The organism is Neisseria sp. 27098_8_139, assembly GCF_041433195.1.
Lineage (GTDB): Bacteria > Pseudomonadota > Gammaproteobacteria > Burkholderiales > Neisseriaceae > Neisseria > Neisseria subflava.
Genome location: NZ_JAPWBA010000001.1, coordinates 403412 through 419158, shown reverse-complemented (window position 1 = coordinate 419158; position 15747 = coordinate 403412). Strand labels below are relative to the sequence as shown.

General features: G+C 49.5%; 16 protein-coding genes and 2 tRNA genes. 15 read left to right on the top strand and 3 right to left on the bottom strand.

Annotated elements, in window-relative coordinates:
* Positions 1–66: 66 nt before the first annotated feature.
* Positions 67–318 (bottom strand): hypothetical protein, encoded by a 252-nt coding sequence (locus O3660_RS02250; RefSeq protein WP_003680526.1) that lies wholly within the window; start codon positions 316–318, stop codon positions 67–69.
* 162 nt (positions 319–480) lie between these two features.
* Here O3660_RS02250 and O3660_RS02245 point away from each other — a divergent pair, with 162 nt between their 5' ends.
* The 4 genes from O3660_RS02245 to O3660_RS02230 all read left to right on the top strand — a co-directional run bounded on the left by O3660_RS02245 (position 481) and on the right by O3660_RS02230 (position 3542).
* Entirely contained in the window at positions 481–1281 is an 801-nt protein-coding gene (locus tag O3660_RS02245; RefSeq protein ID WP_049352607.1) for a hypothetical protein, read from the top strand.
* A gap of 121 nt (positions 1282–1402) precedes the next feature.
* On the top strand, positions 1403–1966 hold the full coding sequence (locus tag O3660_RS02240) for a DUF3465 domain-containing protein (RefSeq protein ID WP_371464490.1): 564 nt from the start codon (positions 1403–1405) through the stop codon (positions 1964–1966).
* 113 nt (positions 1967–2079) lie between these two features.
* Positions 2080–3249 (top strand): O-succinylhomoserine sulfhydrylase, encoded by a 1170-nt coding sequence (metZ, locus tag O3660_RS02235; RefSeq protein WP_049352611.1) that lies wholly within the window; start codon positions 2080–2082, stop codon positions 3247–3249.
* Positions 3250–3335: 86 nt separating this feature from the next.
* A complete protein-coding gene (locus tag O3660_RS02230) occupies positions 3336–3542 on the top strand; it encodes a DUF2788 domain-containing protein (protein WP_003680520.1) in 207 nt (68 codons plus the stop codon).
* A 65-nt stretch (positions 3543–3607) separates the two neighbouring features.
* Here the strand turns inward: O3660_RS02230 and O3660_RS02225 are convergent, their stop codons facing one another.
* Both O3660_RS02225 and O3660_RS02220 read right to left on the bottom strand, forming a co-directional pair.
* Positions 3608–4399 carry a Cof-type HAD-IIB family hydrolase gene (locus tag O3660_RS02225; RefSeq protein WP_049352613.1) on the bottom strand — a complete coding sequence of 264 codons (792 nt, stop codon included), beginning with the start codon at positions 4397–4399 and terminating at the stop codon, positions 3608–3610.
* A gap of 196 nt (positions 4400–4595) precedes the next feature.
* The gene (locus O3660_RS02220; protein ID WP_049352615.1) at positions 4596–5987 is read right to left on the bottom strand and encodes a 3'-5' exonuclease family protein; all 1392 of its coding nucleotides are present in this window, start codon (positions 5985–5987) and stop codon (positions 4596–4598) included.
* Positions 5988–6102: 115 nt separating this feature from the next.
* On the opposite strand from O3660_RS02220, the gene O3660_RS02215 reads away from it, so the two are divergent.
* From O3660_RS02215 to O3660_RS02165, 11 genes are all read left to right on the top strand, one after another.
* Positions 6103–6179 (top strand) — tRNA-Arg (locus O3660_RS02215).
* Positions 6180–6191: 12 nt separating this feature from the next.
* Positions 6192–6266: transfer RNA gene (locus O3660_RS02210), tRNA-Glu, on the top strand.
* Between the two features lie 168 nt (positions 6267–6434).
* Entirely contained in the window at positions 6435–8657 is a 2223-nt protein-coding gene (locus tag O3660_RS02205; RefSeq protein WP_371464489.1) for a DNA internalization-related competence protein ComEC/Rec2, read from the top strand.
* A 303-nt stretch (positions 8658–8960) separates the two neighbouring features.
* Positions 8961–9581, top strand: coding sequence for a phosphoribosylanthranilate isomerase (locus tag O3660_RS02200; RefSeq protein WP_049328503.1), 621 nt, complete (start codon positions 8961–8963; stop codon positions 9579–9581).
* A 36-nt stretch (positions 9582–9617) separates the two neighbouring features.
* Entirely contained in the window at positions 9618–10220 is a 603-nt protein-coding gene (locus O3660_RS02195; protein WP_049351488.1) for a DNA glycosylase, read from the top strand.
* 4 nt (positions 10221–10224) lie between these two features.
* Entirely contained in the window at positions 10225–10635 is a 411-nt protein-coding gene (locus O3660_RS02190; RefSeq protein WP_049351424.1) for a hypothetical protein, read from the top strand.
* Positions 10636–10746: 111 nt separating this feature from the next.
* The gene (gene trpB / locus O3660_RS02185) at positions 10747–11949 is read left to right on the top strand and encodes a tryptophan synthase subunit beta (protein WP_049328500.1); all 1203 of its coding nucleotides are present in this window, start codon (positions 10747–10749) and stop codon (positions 11947–11949) included.
* 194 nt (positions 11950–12143) lie between these two features.
* On the top strand, positions 12144–13049 hold the full coding sequence (locus tag O3660_RS02180) for a DMT family transporter (protein ID WP_049351425.1): 906 nt from the start codon (positions 12144–12146) through the stop codon (positions 13047–13049).
* 52 nt (positions 13050–13101) lie between these two features.
* Positions 13102–14391 (top strand): adenosylmethionine--8-amino-7-oxononanoate transaminase, encoded by a 1290-nt coding sequence (bioA, locus tag O3660_RS02175; protein WP_049351489.1) that lies wholly within the window; start codon positions 13102–13104, stop codon positions 14389–14391.
* The gene (bioD, locus tag O3660_RS02170; RefSeq protein WP_049351426.1) at positions 14388–15044 is read left to right on the top strand and encodes a dethiobiotin synthase; all 657 of its coding nucleotides are present in this window, start codon (positions 14388–14390) and stop codon (positions 15042–15044) included. The genes bioA and bioD overlap by 4 nt, the downstream gene beginning before the upstream one ends.
* Positions 15034–15528 carry a chorismate--pyruvate lyase gene (locus tag O3660_RS02165; protein ID WP_049351427.1) on the top strand — a complete coding sequence of 165 codons (495 nt, stop codon included), beginning with the start codon at positions 15034–15036 and terminating at the stop codon, positions 15526–15528. The genes bioD and O3660_RS02165 overlap by 11 nt, the downstream gene beginning before the upstream one ends.
* Positions 15529–15747: the final 219 nt, after the last annotated feature.

Genomic DNA, 15747 nt, shown 5'->3' with positions numbered 1-15747 from the left:
TTCTTAATAAAATGTTAACGGATAAAGTCTTAGTTTAGCATAATTTTGTGAACAAACTAGCTGAAATTAGTGGTCTTTTTCTCGGAAAAATGCGTAGGTTACGTCATGGAAGAGGTCGGTGTGCGGACTGTCTTCATAGCTTAATTCCGCCAACGCGTCTTCAAAGGCAAGCTGGATGGATTCTACGGCATCGTTGGCCATGTCGGAGGGCAGGGAGCGGATAAGGCCTTTGAGTGCGGTGGCGAGGACGTGGTTTTGCATACGCAAAGCGTCGTTGGCCTCTTCCAAATATTCGAGGCGTTGTTCGATGCTGCTCATGATGTATCCTTGGGTATTAAATAAAATAGTGATTATATAGCGAATTAATATTAAAATGTGACGCTTGCACCGGCTTGCCGGATATGTCCAACCATCGGCCGTATTTCAAGTGATTTTAGGTTTGAATGCGGTTCACAATAAAAATGAAAAAACGAGATTATTATGGAAAACAACCGTCTTGACCCCACAGCCCTCGAGGAAGAAGACCTGAATTGGGAAAAACGCCTGGAAAGATTGCGTCAGGCACGACAATTTAATACTGCGCCGACTCATGCACCATTGGTCAAAAAATCGGACGAAGCTGTCGAAGCTGCGCCCAAAACCGCACCTAAAAAAGAATATAAGTTGGATGCTGACAATCGTGAAAAAGTATTGGAAGAGTATTTGTACCGTTGGCAGCTGGAACACAATACTGCCCTTGCCGACGAGGGCGAAGCAGTGGAAACCGATGCGATGGTAGTTTTGCAGGACAACTGGTTGAGCGCGCAATCGGCATTGCAGGCCGCGGCTTCAGAGCGTCATATCGAATCAACCCGCACCGTCAGACTGAATCCGAAATCAGGTGCCGTAGATTTTGATGTGCCTGAAGTGGAAGAAACTGAAAAACCGGAAAATGATGATGCGGAAGCGGATGAAGAGGCGGTTTCAGACGGCCTTGAACAAGAACCGGCCATCAATGTCCATATCAATGTATTGAACCCGCAAGCGATCGGCCGTCGGGAGGTATTCTGCGTTTCTGAAAAAGATTTGACCGAGCGTCTGATTAAGCGTTTGCGCCCCCATGTGGCCGATGCGGTCAACGGCATGATTCGGATTGCCGTGCAAAAACAAATGGCCTTGTTCACTTACCAGTTGCAGCAAATGCTGAACGAGCAGGCGCCGGGCTTGGTGGAGGATGTATTGGAACACAACGTCAAACGCATTTTGGACGATATGAAGACTGAAATGAAATACCGCCGTTGAGTATCCTGGCCGTCTGAAAAGTTTCAGACGGCCTTTGGCGTAAATTTCCCTTAAAATTTTACGAAGCGTGTATAATAGCGGCTCACGTTTTCGTGATAAATATCCTTTCTAAATAGTTGATATGCCCGATGCAGAATCGGGCATTTTTTTTTTTGAGATTGTTATGAATAAAAATAAAATCATTGTATTGCTGATTGCTTTGGTTGCCGTATTTGCCTATAACAAAATGCAAAACAAGCAGCCGGTACAATCGCAGAATCAGCAGAAAATAGAAGCTGTTCAAAAACAAAATAATGCGGGCAAAAAGAATGCCGATACGGCTCAGCAGCAAATCGGTTCGGGCAAAGAATCAGCCGAAGCGGTTTTGAAACAGGCGTTTGAAAACGAGCAAAGCGATATTCAGGTTGAGGGCGATGGCACGGTATGGAAAACCCTGCCGGATGACAACAAAGGCACGCGCCATCAACGCTTTATCTTGAAGCTTTCCAGCGGTCAAACGCTTTTGGTGGCGCATAATATCGATTTGGCCGATAAAATCAAAGGCTTGAAAAAAGGTGATAAAGTAGCGTTTTACGGCGAATATGAATGGTCGGAGCAGGGCGGCGTTATCCATTGGACGCATCATGATCCGGCAGGCCGTCATGAAGACGGTTGGCTGAAGCACGGCGGACAGGTTTATCAATAACCGTTCAGACGGCCTCCTGCTTGAAAGATGACAGGAATAAGCGCAAAATGTTAACAAATTAAACAGGCGTATTGTTTACTGCGCCCATCGAAACATACGGTAGATTGAAAAAAATGAGCAAAAAACTTCATCCTCAAACGCTTGCCATCCGCAGTGGCAAAGAGCAAACCGAATATTATGAACACAATCAGGCTCTGTTTTTGACCAGCAGCTTCATGTGGGAAAACGCCCAACATGCGGCTGATTTGTTTTCTAAAAAAATCAAAGGTTTTACTTATACCCGTACGGCCAATCCGACTACTGCTGCCTTTGAAAAACGCATTGCCGCATTGGAGGGCGCAGAGCGCGCAGTGGCCACTTCGACCGGTATGTCCGCGATTCAAGCAGCGTTTTTTACCTTCTTGAAAGCCGGTGATCATGTTATTTCCAGTCGCAGTCTGTTTGGTACGACTGTCGGTTTTATCAATAACATCGTAACTAAGTTCGGTATCGAGGTCAGCCATGTATCGCCGGTTGATGTAGATGAATGGAAAGCGGTAATCAAGCCCAATACCAAACTGTTTTTCTTGGAAACCCCGTCCAACCCTTTGGGCGAAGTTGCCGACTTGGAAGCTTTGGCCGAACTGGCCCACAGCATCGGCGCGCTTTTGGTGGTAGACAACAGCCTCTTGTCGCCCGTCGGTTCGCAGCCTTTGAAACACGGTGCGGATATTTCCGTGTCTTCTGCAACCAAAGCGATTGACGGACACGGTCGCGTGATGGGCGGTGTGTTGGCCGGTTCGGAAGAATTGATGACGCAAGTTGCCGTATATTGCAACTCTTGCGGTTTGGCGATATCTCCGTTTAACGCATGGCAGCTGTTGAGCGGCGTGGAAACCCTGTCGCTGCGTATGGAAAAACAATACGATAATGCGTTAAAAATCGCCCAATGGCTGCAACAACAGCCGCAGGTTCAAGCCGTGTACTACACCGGATTGCCCGACCATCCGCAAGCCGAACTGATCCGTAAACAGCAAAACGGCGGCGGCATCGTCATCGGTTTTGAAGTCGCCGATCAGGAAGCCGCATGGAAAATCGTGGACGGCGTAGAACTCTTTTCCCGTACTGCCAACCTCGGCGACGTGCGCTCAACCATCACCCACCCGTGGACAACGACTCACGGCCGTATGCAGCCTGAAGAAAAACTTGCCGCCAATATCCGCCCGGGATTGGTGCGCCTGTCTGTCGGCTTGGAATACGTTGACGATTTGATTGAAGATTTGAAGCAAGTCTTGAACAAATAAGTTTAAAAAAGATATTTCAGACGGCCTGTTGCGATAAGGCCGTCTGAAGTTTATGAACACACATCTGAATCATACAAGGAAAGAATATGACTGAAGCAGAATTCGCCTCATGGGCAATGAAAATCCTACTGAGCGGCCTGATTATCTTTTTGGGCTTTATCGTTTGGAACTTGGGTAAAGAATCCAAAGCCGGCAAATTCGGCATCGCCATGCTCTTCTTGGTTTTGGGCTTGGGTGTGTTTGGATTCGTATTTAAAGAATTGCTGATTAGCTTTTTGGTATTGCCGAAGTAAGCAGAAAGTTTGTAGATAGAACAAGGCCGTCTGAAAATGTTCAGACGGCCTTTTGATTTGATAATTTAAATGACGCCTAATTCTTGCAAGCCGCGCAATACGCCGTCTTCATCAACACTTGGACAGACGAATTGTGCGACCGCTTTGGCTGCTTCTTCGCCATTGCCCATGGCAACACCAAAGCCGACGGTTGACAGCATTTCCAAGTCGTTGAAGCTGTCGCCGAATGCCATTACTTTGCTCATATCAATGCCCAGTTTTTCCACTGCATGGGCGATGCCGCGTGCTTTTGAACCTTCTTTGCGTAGCAGGTCCACGGCATATTCATGCCAGCGGGTGGTTTTGAAGCCGTGTTGCTGGGTCAGCGGTTGCAGGATTTTTTCTTCTTCCTTGTCCACAAAGACCAACATTTGATAAACAGGCTGTTTACGGAAATATTCTTTGTCCGTCAGGAAGTTGGGCAGGATATGTGATAAGCTTTCGACAACGCGCGGAGAATGGGAGGAAACGGCAATTTCTTGGTTGTTGACGAATGCGTAGTCTATTTTGTGTTGTTCAAGCAGGTTGATGGCGGTTTCGATGTCGGCAATGTCCAAGGGGTAACTTTGCAGGGGTTCACCGCGAAAGGAAATATATTGGCCGTTGATGGTAACGAGCATGTCGATACTACATTCTTGAATCAAGGCTTTGACTTTGGCAGGCATGGCGGCTTCCGGACGGCCGGTGGCAATGGCAGTCAAAATGCCTTTGGCTTTCAATGCGTGCATGGCTTGGGCAACCGAAGGACGCAGGGTATCCGTGTATTTGCGGTAGAGGGTGTCGTCGATGTCAAAGAAGATGATTTCAGGGTTGTTCATGGTTTACTCGTTGGGCTGGGTATACACAGCTTTCATTGAAAATTGTGTGAACAGCTTGTGTATAAATCGGTTTAGTATTTGATTGCTATTATAAAAATAAGTTCTGATTAAAATTTAGGCAGTTTTGTTTTGAGAATAAAGCGGCAAGTTATTCACAATAGGCCGTCTGAAAATTTGGTTTTCAGACGGCCTTGTTTTAAGCAATCAAACGGATATTTTCTTTGTCTTGCCTGAATTTGTTTTTAATCACCAGAGGCAGGTTGCTGTCGAAATACCAGCTTCCATCAGGCAATGCCAACGCGCCGCCGGCGCAGAGCAGGGTGATGCTGTTTCCGGTCAGGGGGTCGGTTTCGGTAATTTCAATTTCGTGCGCTTTGCCCCAATCTGTTACGGGGAGTAGGGCGGCAAGCTCGGTAATGCGTTGGTTTTGATGTTTGATACCGTTTGGCTGGCGGCAGTTGCCATTGCATTTTCCGACGGCCTCGACAGGGCAGGGTTCGCCTTTTGCGTAGCTGGTCGGCAAAATATTGAGAGAATCTGGGCAGAGTTTGTGTTCTTGCGACCATTGCGTCAAAGCACGTTTGGCTGCTTTTTTGTGGGCAAACAAACCGTAAGGACGCCAGTTGCTGGTGCCGCTGTTTAACAAGACAATGCGTGCTTGAAGGCTGCCGTGTTCGTCAGCGATAAAGCGGACGGTAGAAAACGATGTGGACTTTTCAGACGGCATCAGTTGGTATTCCTGCATGGTCTGGGCTTTGAGCCATAATGTATGGAGCTGTCCGACTGCCGGAATAAAACGGATAGAGGCTGCGGCTTTGATGTACGGTGGCAGTTTTTTGCTGTGCAGCAGGGTGGCGGTTTCACTGTATGCGCGTTCGTGTGCTTCAATGGCTTGGGCTTTGCCGAAATGGTCAAGCCAAACCAATACGCCGTAACTGTCGGGCAGGGCATAGAGCTGTTGGGCAAGCGAATCAGGCAACCAAATGGGCAACATTTTCGGATTCATCAATACACGGACGTGTTCGTCCCATTGTTGATGATTTTTTTCTGCCAGACTTAATTCGAGATAATCACACAATGCGGCAACATCGGTCATAGCGCGGTGGCGGTTGGCCGTCTGAATGCCGGTGCGTTCGATAATACTGTCGAGACTGTGTTTGTAAAACTCAGGATACAGGCGGCGCGACAGTTGAACCGTACAGAGGGAGGGTGCGGCAAAGTCAGTATGGATACGGGCAAACTCGTGGCGTAGGAAGGTATAGTCAAAGCGGCTGTTGTGGGCAACAACCACTGCACCTTGCAATAGCGGCAACAAATCGGCTGCAATATCGGCAAAGACGGGCGCGTTTTTCACCGTTTCATCATGAATTCCGGTCAGTCTGGCAACAAATTCGGGAATGCTGCGGCAAGGATTGACCAATTGCTCGTAATGTGTGGCGCGTCCTTGCTCAAAACGAACAAGGGCGACTTCCGTTATCCTGTCTTGATAGAAATTTCCACCAGTCGTCTCCAAATCCACCACGACCACAGGCCGTCCCAAACGGGAAAATGCTTCGGATAAGAGCGGCCAGCGTGCGAAATCTGACATTTTATTCTCTGTAAATTCAATAGCAAGTGCGCATTTTACACGCTGTCTGTAAGTTTTCCAAATAAAACGCTTGACAGTAAATAGCCCTCTCTTTATAATTCAAACCTTTCTTGATGCACCCGTAGCTCAGTTGGATAGAGTATCTGGCTACGAACCAGAGGGTCGGGCGTTCGAATCGCTCCGGGTGCGCCACAGAAAATCTCCGCGCCCATCGTCTAGCGGTTAGGACATCGCCCTTTCACGGCGGTAACCGGGGTTCGATTCCCCGTGGGCGTGCCAGTTTATAAAAAAGCGCAATCTGTTTCGGATTGCGCTTTTTTGCGTCTATCGGTTTTGAAATGACTTGAACCTATCTTTTATCTGCTAATGCAGGTTGGCGTTTGTCATAATCTACTAAAAGCATTTATTATTACATATCTAATAATCATAATTTAAGGGAAAACGTTCATGGTGTGGCGGTTTGTGTTGCCTGCTTGGGTGGTGGGGGTGGTGCTTTCATTTGCGTTGCCGTTTGTGCCGTCATGGTGGATTTGGTTGTCTGTAATCATTGGCGTGCTTGCGTTGTGTCGAAGATTTGCTGTAGCTTGGTTGGTGCTGGCCGTCTGTGTAGGCATGGTGTTTGGAGTGTGGCGGACCGGGCTGGTTTTGGCTGGTCAATGGCCTGTGGGGGAGGCGGCTAAAGTTTTGACGGTTGAAGTGGCGGATATGCCGCGTGATGATGGTCGGCGTGTGCAGTTTGCGGCAAGGGCTTGGGATGAACGTGGGCAGGCATTTGATTTGATATTGTCGGATTATCAGCGGCGTGATTGGGCGGTGGGCAGTCGGTGGTCTGTACCGGTGCGGGTAAAGCCGGTGATCGGTGAAGTGAATGTGCGCGGTTTGAACCGTGAAACATGGGCTTTGGCCAATGGTATCGATGGCATGGGTACTTTGGGGCGCGACAGGAAACTCGTGCGGCAAGGTGGCGGTTTCGGTTTGGCTGATATGCGTGATGCGGTCAGCCGGAGTTGGCAGAGAACAGGGGGAAAATATCCTGAGTTTTCAGACGGCATAGGGCTGATGCGTGCTTTGAGTATTGGCGAGCAATCGGCGTTGAGGCCGCCTTTGTGGCAGGCATTCCGCCCTTTGGGACTGACGCACTTGGTCAGTATTTCGGGTTTGCATGTGACGATGGTGGCGGTATTGTTTGCCTGGCTGATTAAGCGAATTTTCCGTTATTTGCCGTGGATTCCGGCGAAACCGCGTGTGTGGGTATTGGCCGGCGGTGTTGCCGGTGCTTTGTTTTATGCGCTTTTGGCAGGTTTTTCCGTACCGACGCAACGCAGTGTGTTGATGTTGGCTGCGTTTGCGTGGGCATGGTGGCGCGGCAGTGGCGGCTCGGGCTGGACGGCGTGGTGGCAGGCTTTGGCTGTCGTTTTGTTGTTGGACCCGTTGGCTGTATTGGGCGTGGGAACTTGGCTGTCTTTCGGTTTGGTTGCTGCTTTGATTTGGGCTTCATCAGGCCGTCTGAAAGAGTCGGGTTGGCGTTTGGCTGTACGGGGGCAATGGGCGGCAACTGTATTGTCGGTGGTATTGCTAGGCTATTTGTTTGCTTCGTTACCTTTGCTCAGTCCGTTGGTTAATGCGCTGGCTATTCCTTGGTTTTCTTGGGTGTTGACGCCGTTGGCTTTGCTGGGTTCGGTTTTCCCGTTTGAGCTTGTTCAGTTGGTAGCGGCATTTTTGGCGGAATATACTTTACGCGGTTTGGTATGGCTGGCTACGGTATCGCCTGAATTTGCTGTTGCAGCGGCGCCTGTACCTTTGCTTGTGTTGGCGATGATGGCGGCTTTGCTGTTATTGCTACCTAAAGGAATGGGCTTAAAACCTTGGGCATGTCTGGTTTTATTGGGTTTTGTGTTTTACCGTCCTGCCAAGTTGGAGGAGGGAGTGGCAAGAGTTACGGTGATGGATGCAGGGCAAGGTTTATCGGTGTTGATACAAACGCGTAACCGCAATCTTTTGTTTGATACGGGAACGGAGCAAGTGGCGCAAACAGGTATTGTGCCGAGTTTGAACGCTATGGGTGTGCGCCGTTTGGACAGCCTGATTTTGTCGCACCATGATATTGACCATGACGGCGGTTTTCAAAGTGTAGCGGCTGTCGGTACCGATAAATTGCTTGCCGGGCAACCTGAGTTTTATCCGAATGCAGAGTTTTGCCAAGAAGACAAATGGCAATGGGACGGCGTAGATTTCGAGTTGCTCAGGCCGTCTGAAAATACGGGCAAGGAAGATAACGACCAAAGCTGCGTATTGCGTGTCGTGGCAAACGGCAAAGCCTTGTTGATAACCGGAGATTTGGGTGTGAAAGGCGAGGCCGGTTTGATTGAGAAATACGGCAATGCGCTGTATAGCCAAGTGTTGATATTGGGACATCACGGCAGCAGCACGGCTTCGTCAGGCAGCTTTTTGCATACGGTTTCGCCACAATATGCCGTGGCATCCAGCGGCTATGCCAATGCCTACAAACATCCGACCATTGCCGTACAAAATCGTGTCCGTGCGCACGGCATTACTTTGTTGAGAACGGATTTGTCAGGCGCGTTGGTGTTTGCTTTGGGACAGGGCGATATATTTCAAGGCCGTCTGAAAAAGGATAAGTTTTATTGGCAGAAGAAACCGTTTGAGTAAAAAGGATCAAAGGTCGTCTGAAAGATTTTTCAGACGGCCTTAATATTTTTTATTAACGGGCATTATCCAAATTTTGTGTGAATCCAATTGTGGATAGTTTGGTTTGATATTTGATAATAAAGAATAAATTAATTTTGATAAAAAAATAGGCAGTTTAAAAATAGGGTAATAATCACAAAGTTATGAGTAATTATCGGCTGATGTTTGTTTTAAAGTTTAAGGCCGTCTGAACCTGATATTTCATGTTCAGACGGCCTTAAACTTATATAATATCTGACCCATCTGTTTAAAAAGGCAATCCCCATGAACACCATACGCACCAAAATTTGCGGTATTACCCGACCTGAAGATGCGCTGGCCGCGGCCGAATTGGGCGCGGATGCCATCGGTCTGGTGTTTTACGCCAAGAGTAAACGGGCAGTGAGTATTGAGCAGGCGCAGGCGGTTGTGAAAAACCTGCCGCCGTTTGTATCGGTGGTGGCCTTGTTTGTGAATGAAAACGAGCAAACCATCCGCGAGATTTTGCGTCAGGTGCCGATAGATGTGATTCAGTTTCACGGCGATGAAGACGATGATTTTTGCCGTCGGTTTGACCGCCCGTATTTGAAGGCTGTGCGCGTACAGTCCGCTGCCGATATTCAGACGGCCTGTGCCAAATTTCCGAATGCCCGCGCTTTGCTGTTTGATGCTTATCATCCGACCGAATACGGCGGTACGGGACAAAGTTTCGACTGGACCATGTTGCATGGCAATATCGGCAAACCGTGGATACTTGCCGGCGGATTGACGGCGGAAAACGTTGCTGAAGCGGTAAAAATCAGTGGCGCGGCGGCGGTGGATGTGTCCGGCGGCGTGGAAATCTCCGGCGGGATTAAGAGCAGGGAGAAAATGGCGGCGTTTATTCAAGCAGTAAAGGCCGTCTGAAAATTTGTTTGAATGAAAAACAACCGGAATACAGATATGCAAGAGCCAATCGTTGAGTCCCACCCCTTCGCAGCCTTGTTGCCGCCGCAGGCAACGGTCATGATGATGGGGACGTTTCCGCCTAAAGAAGAAAAACACGCGATGCAGTTTCATTATCCGAATTTTCAAAACGATATGTGGCGTGTGTATGGGCTGGTGTTTTTCGGCGATACGGCGCATTTTCAAAAGCAGGGCGAAAAAGCGTTTGATGCCGATAAAATCAAAGCGTTTTTAAGTGAGAAAGGGATTGCATCCTGTCCGACCGTATTGAAGGCAATACGCGAACATGGCAATGCTTCGGATAAGTTTTTAAAAGTGATAGAAACCGTCGATTTGGCAGCAGTATTGGCGCAAATGCCCGAGTGCCGCCATCTTTGCACCACCGGCGGCAAGGCAACCGAAGTTTTGTTGGAGATTCAAGGCAGCGGTATGAAAATGCCGAAGACGGGTGAAACAGTGCCGTTCCCCTATGCGGGACGTGAGTTGACCCTGACGCGCCTGCCTTCGACTTCGCGTGCCTATCCTTTGAGTTTGGCGAAAAAAGCGGCGGCGTATCGGGCTTTTTTTGAAATGGCTGGATTGACTGTTTTTCAGGAGTAGGACGATGGACCGTTATGACATTTCTTTAATGGTGTTTATGGCTTTGTGGTGGCTTTTTAATGTCGTCTCAGTGTGGCTGAAGGCCAAACAATGGCATATCAAGGTATTGTTGGGCGGAACGCTTTTGTATGTGATACAAATTTCTGCAGTCATTATGTCTGTTAACGGCCTTAATTGGATATTTTTGAACGTAAGCACTATAAATACCAATGAGTTGATTATTGCTTTGCTTGTGTTTAACTTTCTGGGTTGGTGGTTGCTGGCGCTGTGGCTGGGGATGTTGGTATTAAAACTATGCCTGAGAAACAAAAACAAAGAAAAATATATTGCGCCGCCGTTGGGTACGGCATTAGTTGCAACATCGAGCTGTACGCTGTTGTTTCTATTTTGTCTACTGATATTATTATTCAATTAGTTGCCGACAAGATGAATGGAAAACGGCTATAATTGCTGACAATTTTACTTTCAGACGGCCTTGTACTGAATCAGGCCGTCTGGAACCATAAAACGAACAAGGAAAAATCCCATGAAAAATTATTACGCTCCCGACGAGAACGGCTTTTTCGGCGAACACGGCGGCCTGTACGTTTCCGAAACCCTGATTCCGGCATTGCAAGAATTGGCAGAGGCCTATAAAGCAGCGAAAGAAGATCCTTCATTTTGGGAAGAGTTCCGCCATGATTTGAAACACTATGTCGGCCGACCCAGCCCTGTTTACCATGCCGCGCGGTTGTCCGAGCATTTGGGCGGCGCACAAATCTGGCTGAAGCGTGAAGATTTGAACCACACCGGCGCGCACAAAGTGAACAACACCATCGGTCAGGCATTGCTCGCCCGCCGCATGGGCAAAAAACGCGTGATTGCCGAGACCGGCGCGGGTCAGCACGGCGTGGCTTCCGCCACCGTCGCCGCACGCTTCGGCATGACTTGCGACGTGTACATGGGTGCGGACGATATCCAACGTCAAATGCCCAACGTGTTCCGCATGAAATTATTGGGTGCGAACGTGGTCAGCGTGGACAGCGGCAGCCGCACGCTGAAAGACGCGATGAACGAAGCCATGCGTGAATGGGTGGCACGTGTGGACGATACGTTCTACATTATCGGCACCGCCGCCGGTCCTGCGCCGTATCCGGAAATGGTACGCGATTTCCAATGCGTGATCGGCAATGAAGCCAAAGAACAAATGTTGGAAGCCATCGGCCGCCAACCTGATGTTGCCGTTGCCTGCGTGGGAGGCGGCTCCAACGCCATCGGTTTGTTCTACCCTTATATCGAAGAAGAAAACGTGCGCTTGGTCGGCGTAGAAGCCGGCGGTTTGGGTGTGGATACGCCAGACCACGCCGCGCCGATTACCAGCAAAGCCCCCATCGGTGTATTGCACGGTTTCCGCAGCTACCTGATGCAGGACGAAAACGGCCAAGTCTTGGGTACGCACTCTGTTTCCGCAGGCTTGGACTACCCAGGCATCGGCCCGGAACACAGCCATTTGAACGACATCAACCGCGTGGAATATACCGTTGCCAAAGACGATGAAGCACTCGAAGCCTTTGACTTGCTCTGCCGTTTCGAGGGCATTATTCCTGCGCTGGAATCCAGCCATGCCGTTGCTTGGGCGGTGAAAAATGCGCCGAAAATGAGCAAAGATCAAGTGATTTTGGTCAACCTGTCCGGCCGCGGCGACAAAGACATTAATACCGTGGCGAAACTCAAAGGCATTGAGTTGTAAGCCTTATTGATTGAGCAGTAAAGGCCGTCTGAAAAAGCTGGATTTCAGTCTTTCAGACGGCCTTTGTTTCCATAATGATTCAGCGTAGTATTTTATCCGCGCAAACTCTATCAAGTGTCGGCGGCTAAGGAAATTTATCCTTCCAAACCGATCTTGTACGCTTTCTAAACCAATTATTCAAGTTATCCATCACCATGAAACATTTAGCAATCCATCTAAAACTATTGGGCATGGCGGCGTTTTGGGGCGCATCTTGGCCGATGGGGCGGATGCTGGGACAAGCTCTGCAGCCTTTAACGGGCGGTATGCTGCGCTTTTTGACGGCGGCAATCTTGCTTTTGGGCTGGCTGTTTGCACGGTATCGGTTGCGTACTTTGGCGGTTGTATCGCGCAAACAATGGCTTGGATTGGCATTGGCAGCGGCATTCGGCGTATTTGGTTTTACCGTATTGTCTATGCTGGGTTTGCAGCGGATTCCTGCTTCAAGGGCGACGGTATTGGTCACGTTCAATCCTGTGCTGACGATGTTTTTTGCGGCTTTGTTGTTTGGTGAGAAACTCAACGGCAAGATTGTGTCGGGTATGTTGTTGGCAGTGGCAGGCTCGATATGGGCGGTCACTCATGGCGAGATTGCGGCATTTTTGTCGGGTAGCGGCATAGGGTGGGGCGAAGTGCTGGTATTTTGCAGCCTTTGTTGCTTGGTTACTTATACGATGATAGGCAGGGCGGTGTTGCGGGGGATTGATGCGCTGACGGTCACTGTGGCTACTGCTTGGCTGGGTGCAATGATGTTGTTGCCGCCTGCGTTGATTTCAGACGGCCTGCCATTTGGCATGCTTGCTGAAATGGACGGCAGGGGCTGGTTTGCTTTGATTGGCTTGTCTGTCGGGGCAACGGTCTTGAGCTATGCGTGGTATTTTGAAGGCGTGAAGACTTTGGGCGCAGGCAGCGCGGCAGCGTACATTACTTTGGTGCCGGTATTCGGCATTTTGTGTTCCGCTTGGTTTTTGGGCGAAGCATTGCATGTTTCCTTGGTTGCCGGCTGTTTGGCGGCAGTGGGCGGATTGGCGTTGATGCAGTACGGAAGACGTGCCGTCTGAAATAGAAAATATGTTATATAATAATGAAACTGATCAAACCATTGTTTTCAACATGTCTGAACATTCCTCCCTGCTCGATTTTGACCGCGCCCATTTGCTTCATCCCTATACATCCATGACCGACCCGTTTCCTGTTTATCCGGTGCGCCGTGCGGAGGGCGTGCATATTGAATTGGCGGACGGCACGCGGCTGATTGACGGGATGTCGTCTTGGTGGTGTGCGATACACGGCTACAATCATCCTTTTTTAAATCAGGCGGTTGAGGCGCAGATTAAGCAAATGTCTCATGTGATGTTCGGCGGTTTGACGCATGAACCTGCGGTGGAATTGGGCAAGTTGTTGGTCGGGATTTTGCCTCAGGGTCTGGACCGTATTTTTTATGCGGATTCGGGGTCGGTTTCGGTGGAAGTCGCGCTGAAAATGGCGGTGCAATACCAGCAGGCGCGGGGTTTGACCGCGAAGCAGAATATTGCGACGGTGCGGCGCGGGTATCACGGCGATACTTGGAACGCGATGTCCGTCTGCGATCCGGAAACGGGGATGCACCATATTTTCGGCAGCGCCCTGCCGCAGCGTTATTTTGTCGATAATCCGAAAAGCCGTTTCGACGATGAATGGGACGGGGCGGATTTGCAGCCTGCCCGCGCCTTGTTTGAAGCGCATCATGCGGATGTTGCCGCCTTTATTTTGGAACCGGTCGTGCAGGGCGCGGGCGGCATGTATTTTTATCATCCGCAGTATCTTCGCGGATTGCGCGATTTGTGCGACGAATTTGATATCGTGTTGATTTTTGACGAAATCGCCACCGGATTCGGGCGCACGGGCAAGATGTTTGCCTGCGAGCACGCGGAGGTCGTGCCGGATATTATGTGTATCGGCAAGGGCTTGAGCGGCGGCTATATGACGCTGGCGGCGGCAATCACTTCGCAAAAAGTCACCGAAACGATTTCGCGCGGCGAAGCGGGCGTGTTTATGCACGGCCCGACGTTTATGGCGAACCCGCTGGCGTGTGCCGTTGCCTGCGCTTCGGTCAAGCTGCTTTTGTCCCAAGATTGGCAGGCAAATATCCGCCGCATTGAAAGCATCCTGAAAGGTCGTCTGAAAACCGCATGGGACATTCGCGGCGTGAAAGACGTGCGCGTTTTGGGTGCTATTGGGGTGATTGAGTTGGAAAAAGGCGTGGATATGGCGCGTTTTCAAGCGGATTGCGTGGCGCAGGGAATTTGGGTGCGCCCATTCGGCAGGCTGGTGTACCTCATGCCGCCTTACATCATTTCAGACGACCTCTTGACCGAACTTGCCGACAAAACCGTACGAATCTTGAAGGAACACAGCAAATGAAAGGCGTTTACTTCGTCAGCGGCATAGACACGGACATCGGCAAAACCGTCGCCACCGGCGTATTGGCAAAACAATTGTTGCAGCAGGGCAAAAGCGTGATCACGCAAAAGCCCGTGCAAACCGGTTGCCAAAACATCGCCGATGACATCGCCGTCCACCGCAAAATCATGGGCATACCCATGCAGGAAGCCGACAAACAGCGGCTGACCATGCCCGAAATCTTCAGCTATCCCGCTTCGCCTCATCTCGCCGCCCGTCTTGACGGCAGGGCTTTGGACTTGGACAAAATCCGTACCGCTACTCAAGAGTTAGCGACGCAATACGAAATCGTCTTGGTTGAAGGCGCGGGAGGATTGATGGTGCCGCTGACGGAAAATCTGTTAACCATTGATTATATTTGTCAGCAAGGTTATCCCGTCATTCTCGTTACCAGCGGACGGCTCGGCAGCATCAACCACACCCTGCTCAGTTTCGCCGTGCTCAAACAATACGGCATCCAGTTGCACAGCCTGATTTTCAACCATATTCACGACAGCAAAGATGAAACTGTTTCCGGCGATACTTTGGAATATCTTAAAGGCAGTCTGAAAGATGAATTTCCCGAAGCCAAATGGCAGGAGTTGGCCAAGACAGAGGTGTCAGATGGAGCTTGATATACCGCATGGCACGCTTTGTTCACATGCCGAAGCTTCAAGCCTTTTGTCGTCTAAGGTCGGACATCTGCTGACAGTTTCTTCGCTAACCGCCGCTTTACGCGCTTCTGGTAAGGATTTTTCAGTCGAGCCTGTGTATTTGGGTTTGACGAAGGGGGCGGACAATAGCGATGAAATCTTTGTGCGCGATGTTTTGCTCAAACTGGACGGCGAAACAGTGATACAAGCCAGAAGCGCGTGCCGGCCGGATAGCCGTCTATGGACAGAATTATTGGATTGCGGAACGCAGCCTTTGGGCGAGCGCCTGTTTGACGGTACATTGCCGTTGAAACGTTCGGATTTTGAGTTTCTTCGTTTTGAAGATTCCGACCATCCATCTTTCAGACGGCCTGTTACCGCGCGCCGTTCGTATTTCGATTGGAACGGCGAAACATTGGAATTAACAGAATATTTCTTATTGAAATTAATAGATTTATACCGCTAAGGCCGTCTGAAAATAAAACCAATCACCGATGTTTGTCATAATTCTGTTATAATACAATAAATTAAATTGTTAAGATCTGTTTAATTTCAGACGGCAATAAATTATAATAAGAGCTAAGGCTCTAAAAAAGCCTTTCCTTCCGAATCGACACATAAACAACGACACATTACATCAATGAACATACGGCGCTTTTTCCTACAATTTCTACCGCGTTACGCT

Bases quoted from the DNA above. Each gene is read 5' to 3' on its own strand.
- O3660_RS02250 (WP_003680526.1), bottom strand. From the start codon at position 318: ATGAGCAGCATCGAACAACGCCTCGAATATTTGGAAGAGGCCAACGAC.
- O3660_RS02245 (WP_049352607.1), top strand. From the start codon at position 481: ATGGAAAACAACCGTCTTGACCCCACAGCCCTCGAGGAAGAAGACCTG.
- O3660_RS02240 (WP_371464490.1), top strand. From the start codon at position 1,403: ATGCCCGATGCAGAATCGGGCATTTTTTTTTTTGAGATTGTTATGAAT.
- metZ (WP_049352611.1), top strand. From the start codon at position 2,080: ATGAGCAAAAAACTTCATCCTCAAACGCTTGCCATCCGCAGTGGCAAA.
- O3660_RS02230 (WP_003680520.1), top strand. From the start codon at position 3,336: ATGACTGAAGCAGAATTCGCCTCATGGGCAATGAAAATCCTACTGAGC.
- O3660_RS02225 (WP_049352613.1), bottom strand. From the start codon at position 4,399: ATGAACAACCCTGAAATCATCTTCTTTGACATCGACGACACCCTCTAC.
- O3660_RS02220 (WP_049352615.1), bottom strand. From the start codon at position 5,987: ATGTCAGATTTCGCACGCTGGCCGCTCTTATCCGAAGCATTTTCCCGT.
- O3660_RS02205 (WP_371464489.1), top strand. From the start codon at position 6,435: ATGGTGTGGCGGTTTGTGTTGCCTGCTTGGGTGGTGGGGGTGGTGCTT.
- O3660_RS02200 (WP_049328503.1), top strand. From the start codon at position 8,961: ATGAACACCATACGCACCAAAATTTGCGGTATTACCCGACCTGAAGAT.
- O3660_RS02195 (WP_049351488.1), top strand. From the start codon at position 9,618: ATGCAAGAGCCAATCGTTGAGTCCCACCCCTTCGCAGCCTTGTTGCCG.
- O3660_RS02190 (WP_049351424.1), top strand. From the start codon at position 10,225: ATGGACCGTTATGACATTTCTTTAATGGTGTTTATGGCTTTGTGGTGG.
- trpB (WP_049328500.1), top strand. From the start codon at position 10,747: ATGAAAAATTATTACGCTCCCGACGAGAACGGCTTTTTCGGCGAACAC.
- O3660_RS02180 (WP_049351425.1), top strand. From the start codon at position 12,144: ATGAAACATTTAGCAATCCATCTAAAACTATTGGGCATGGCGGCGTTT.
- bioA (WP_049351489.1), top strand. From the start codon at position 13,102: ATGTCTGAACATTCCTCCCTGCTCGATTTTGACCGCGCCCATTTGCTT.
- bioD (WP_049351426.1), top strand. From the start codon at position 14,388: ATGAAAGGCGTTTACTTCGTCAGCGGCATAGACACGGACATCGGCAAA.
- O3660_RS02165 (WP_049351427.1), top strand. From the start codon at position 15,034: ATGGAGCTTGATATACCGCATGGCACGCTTTGTTCACATGCCGAAGCT.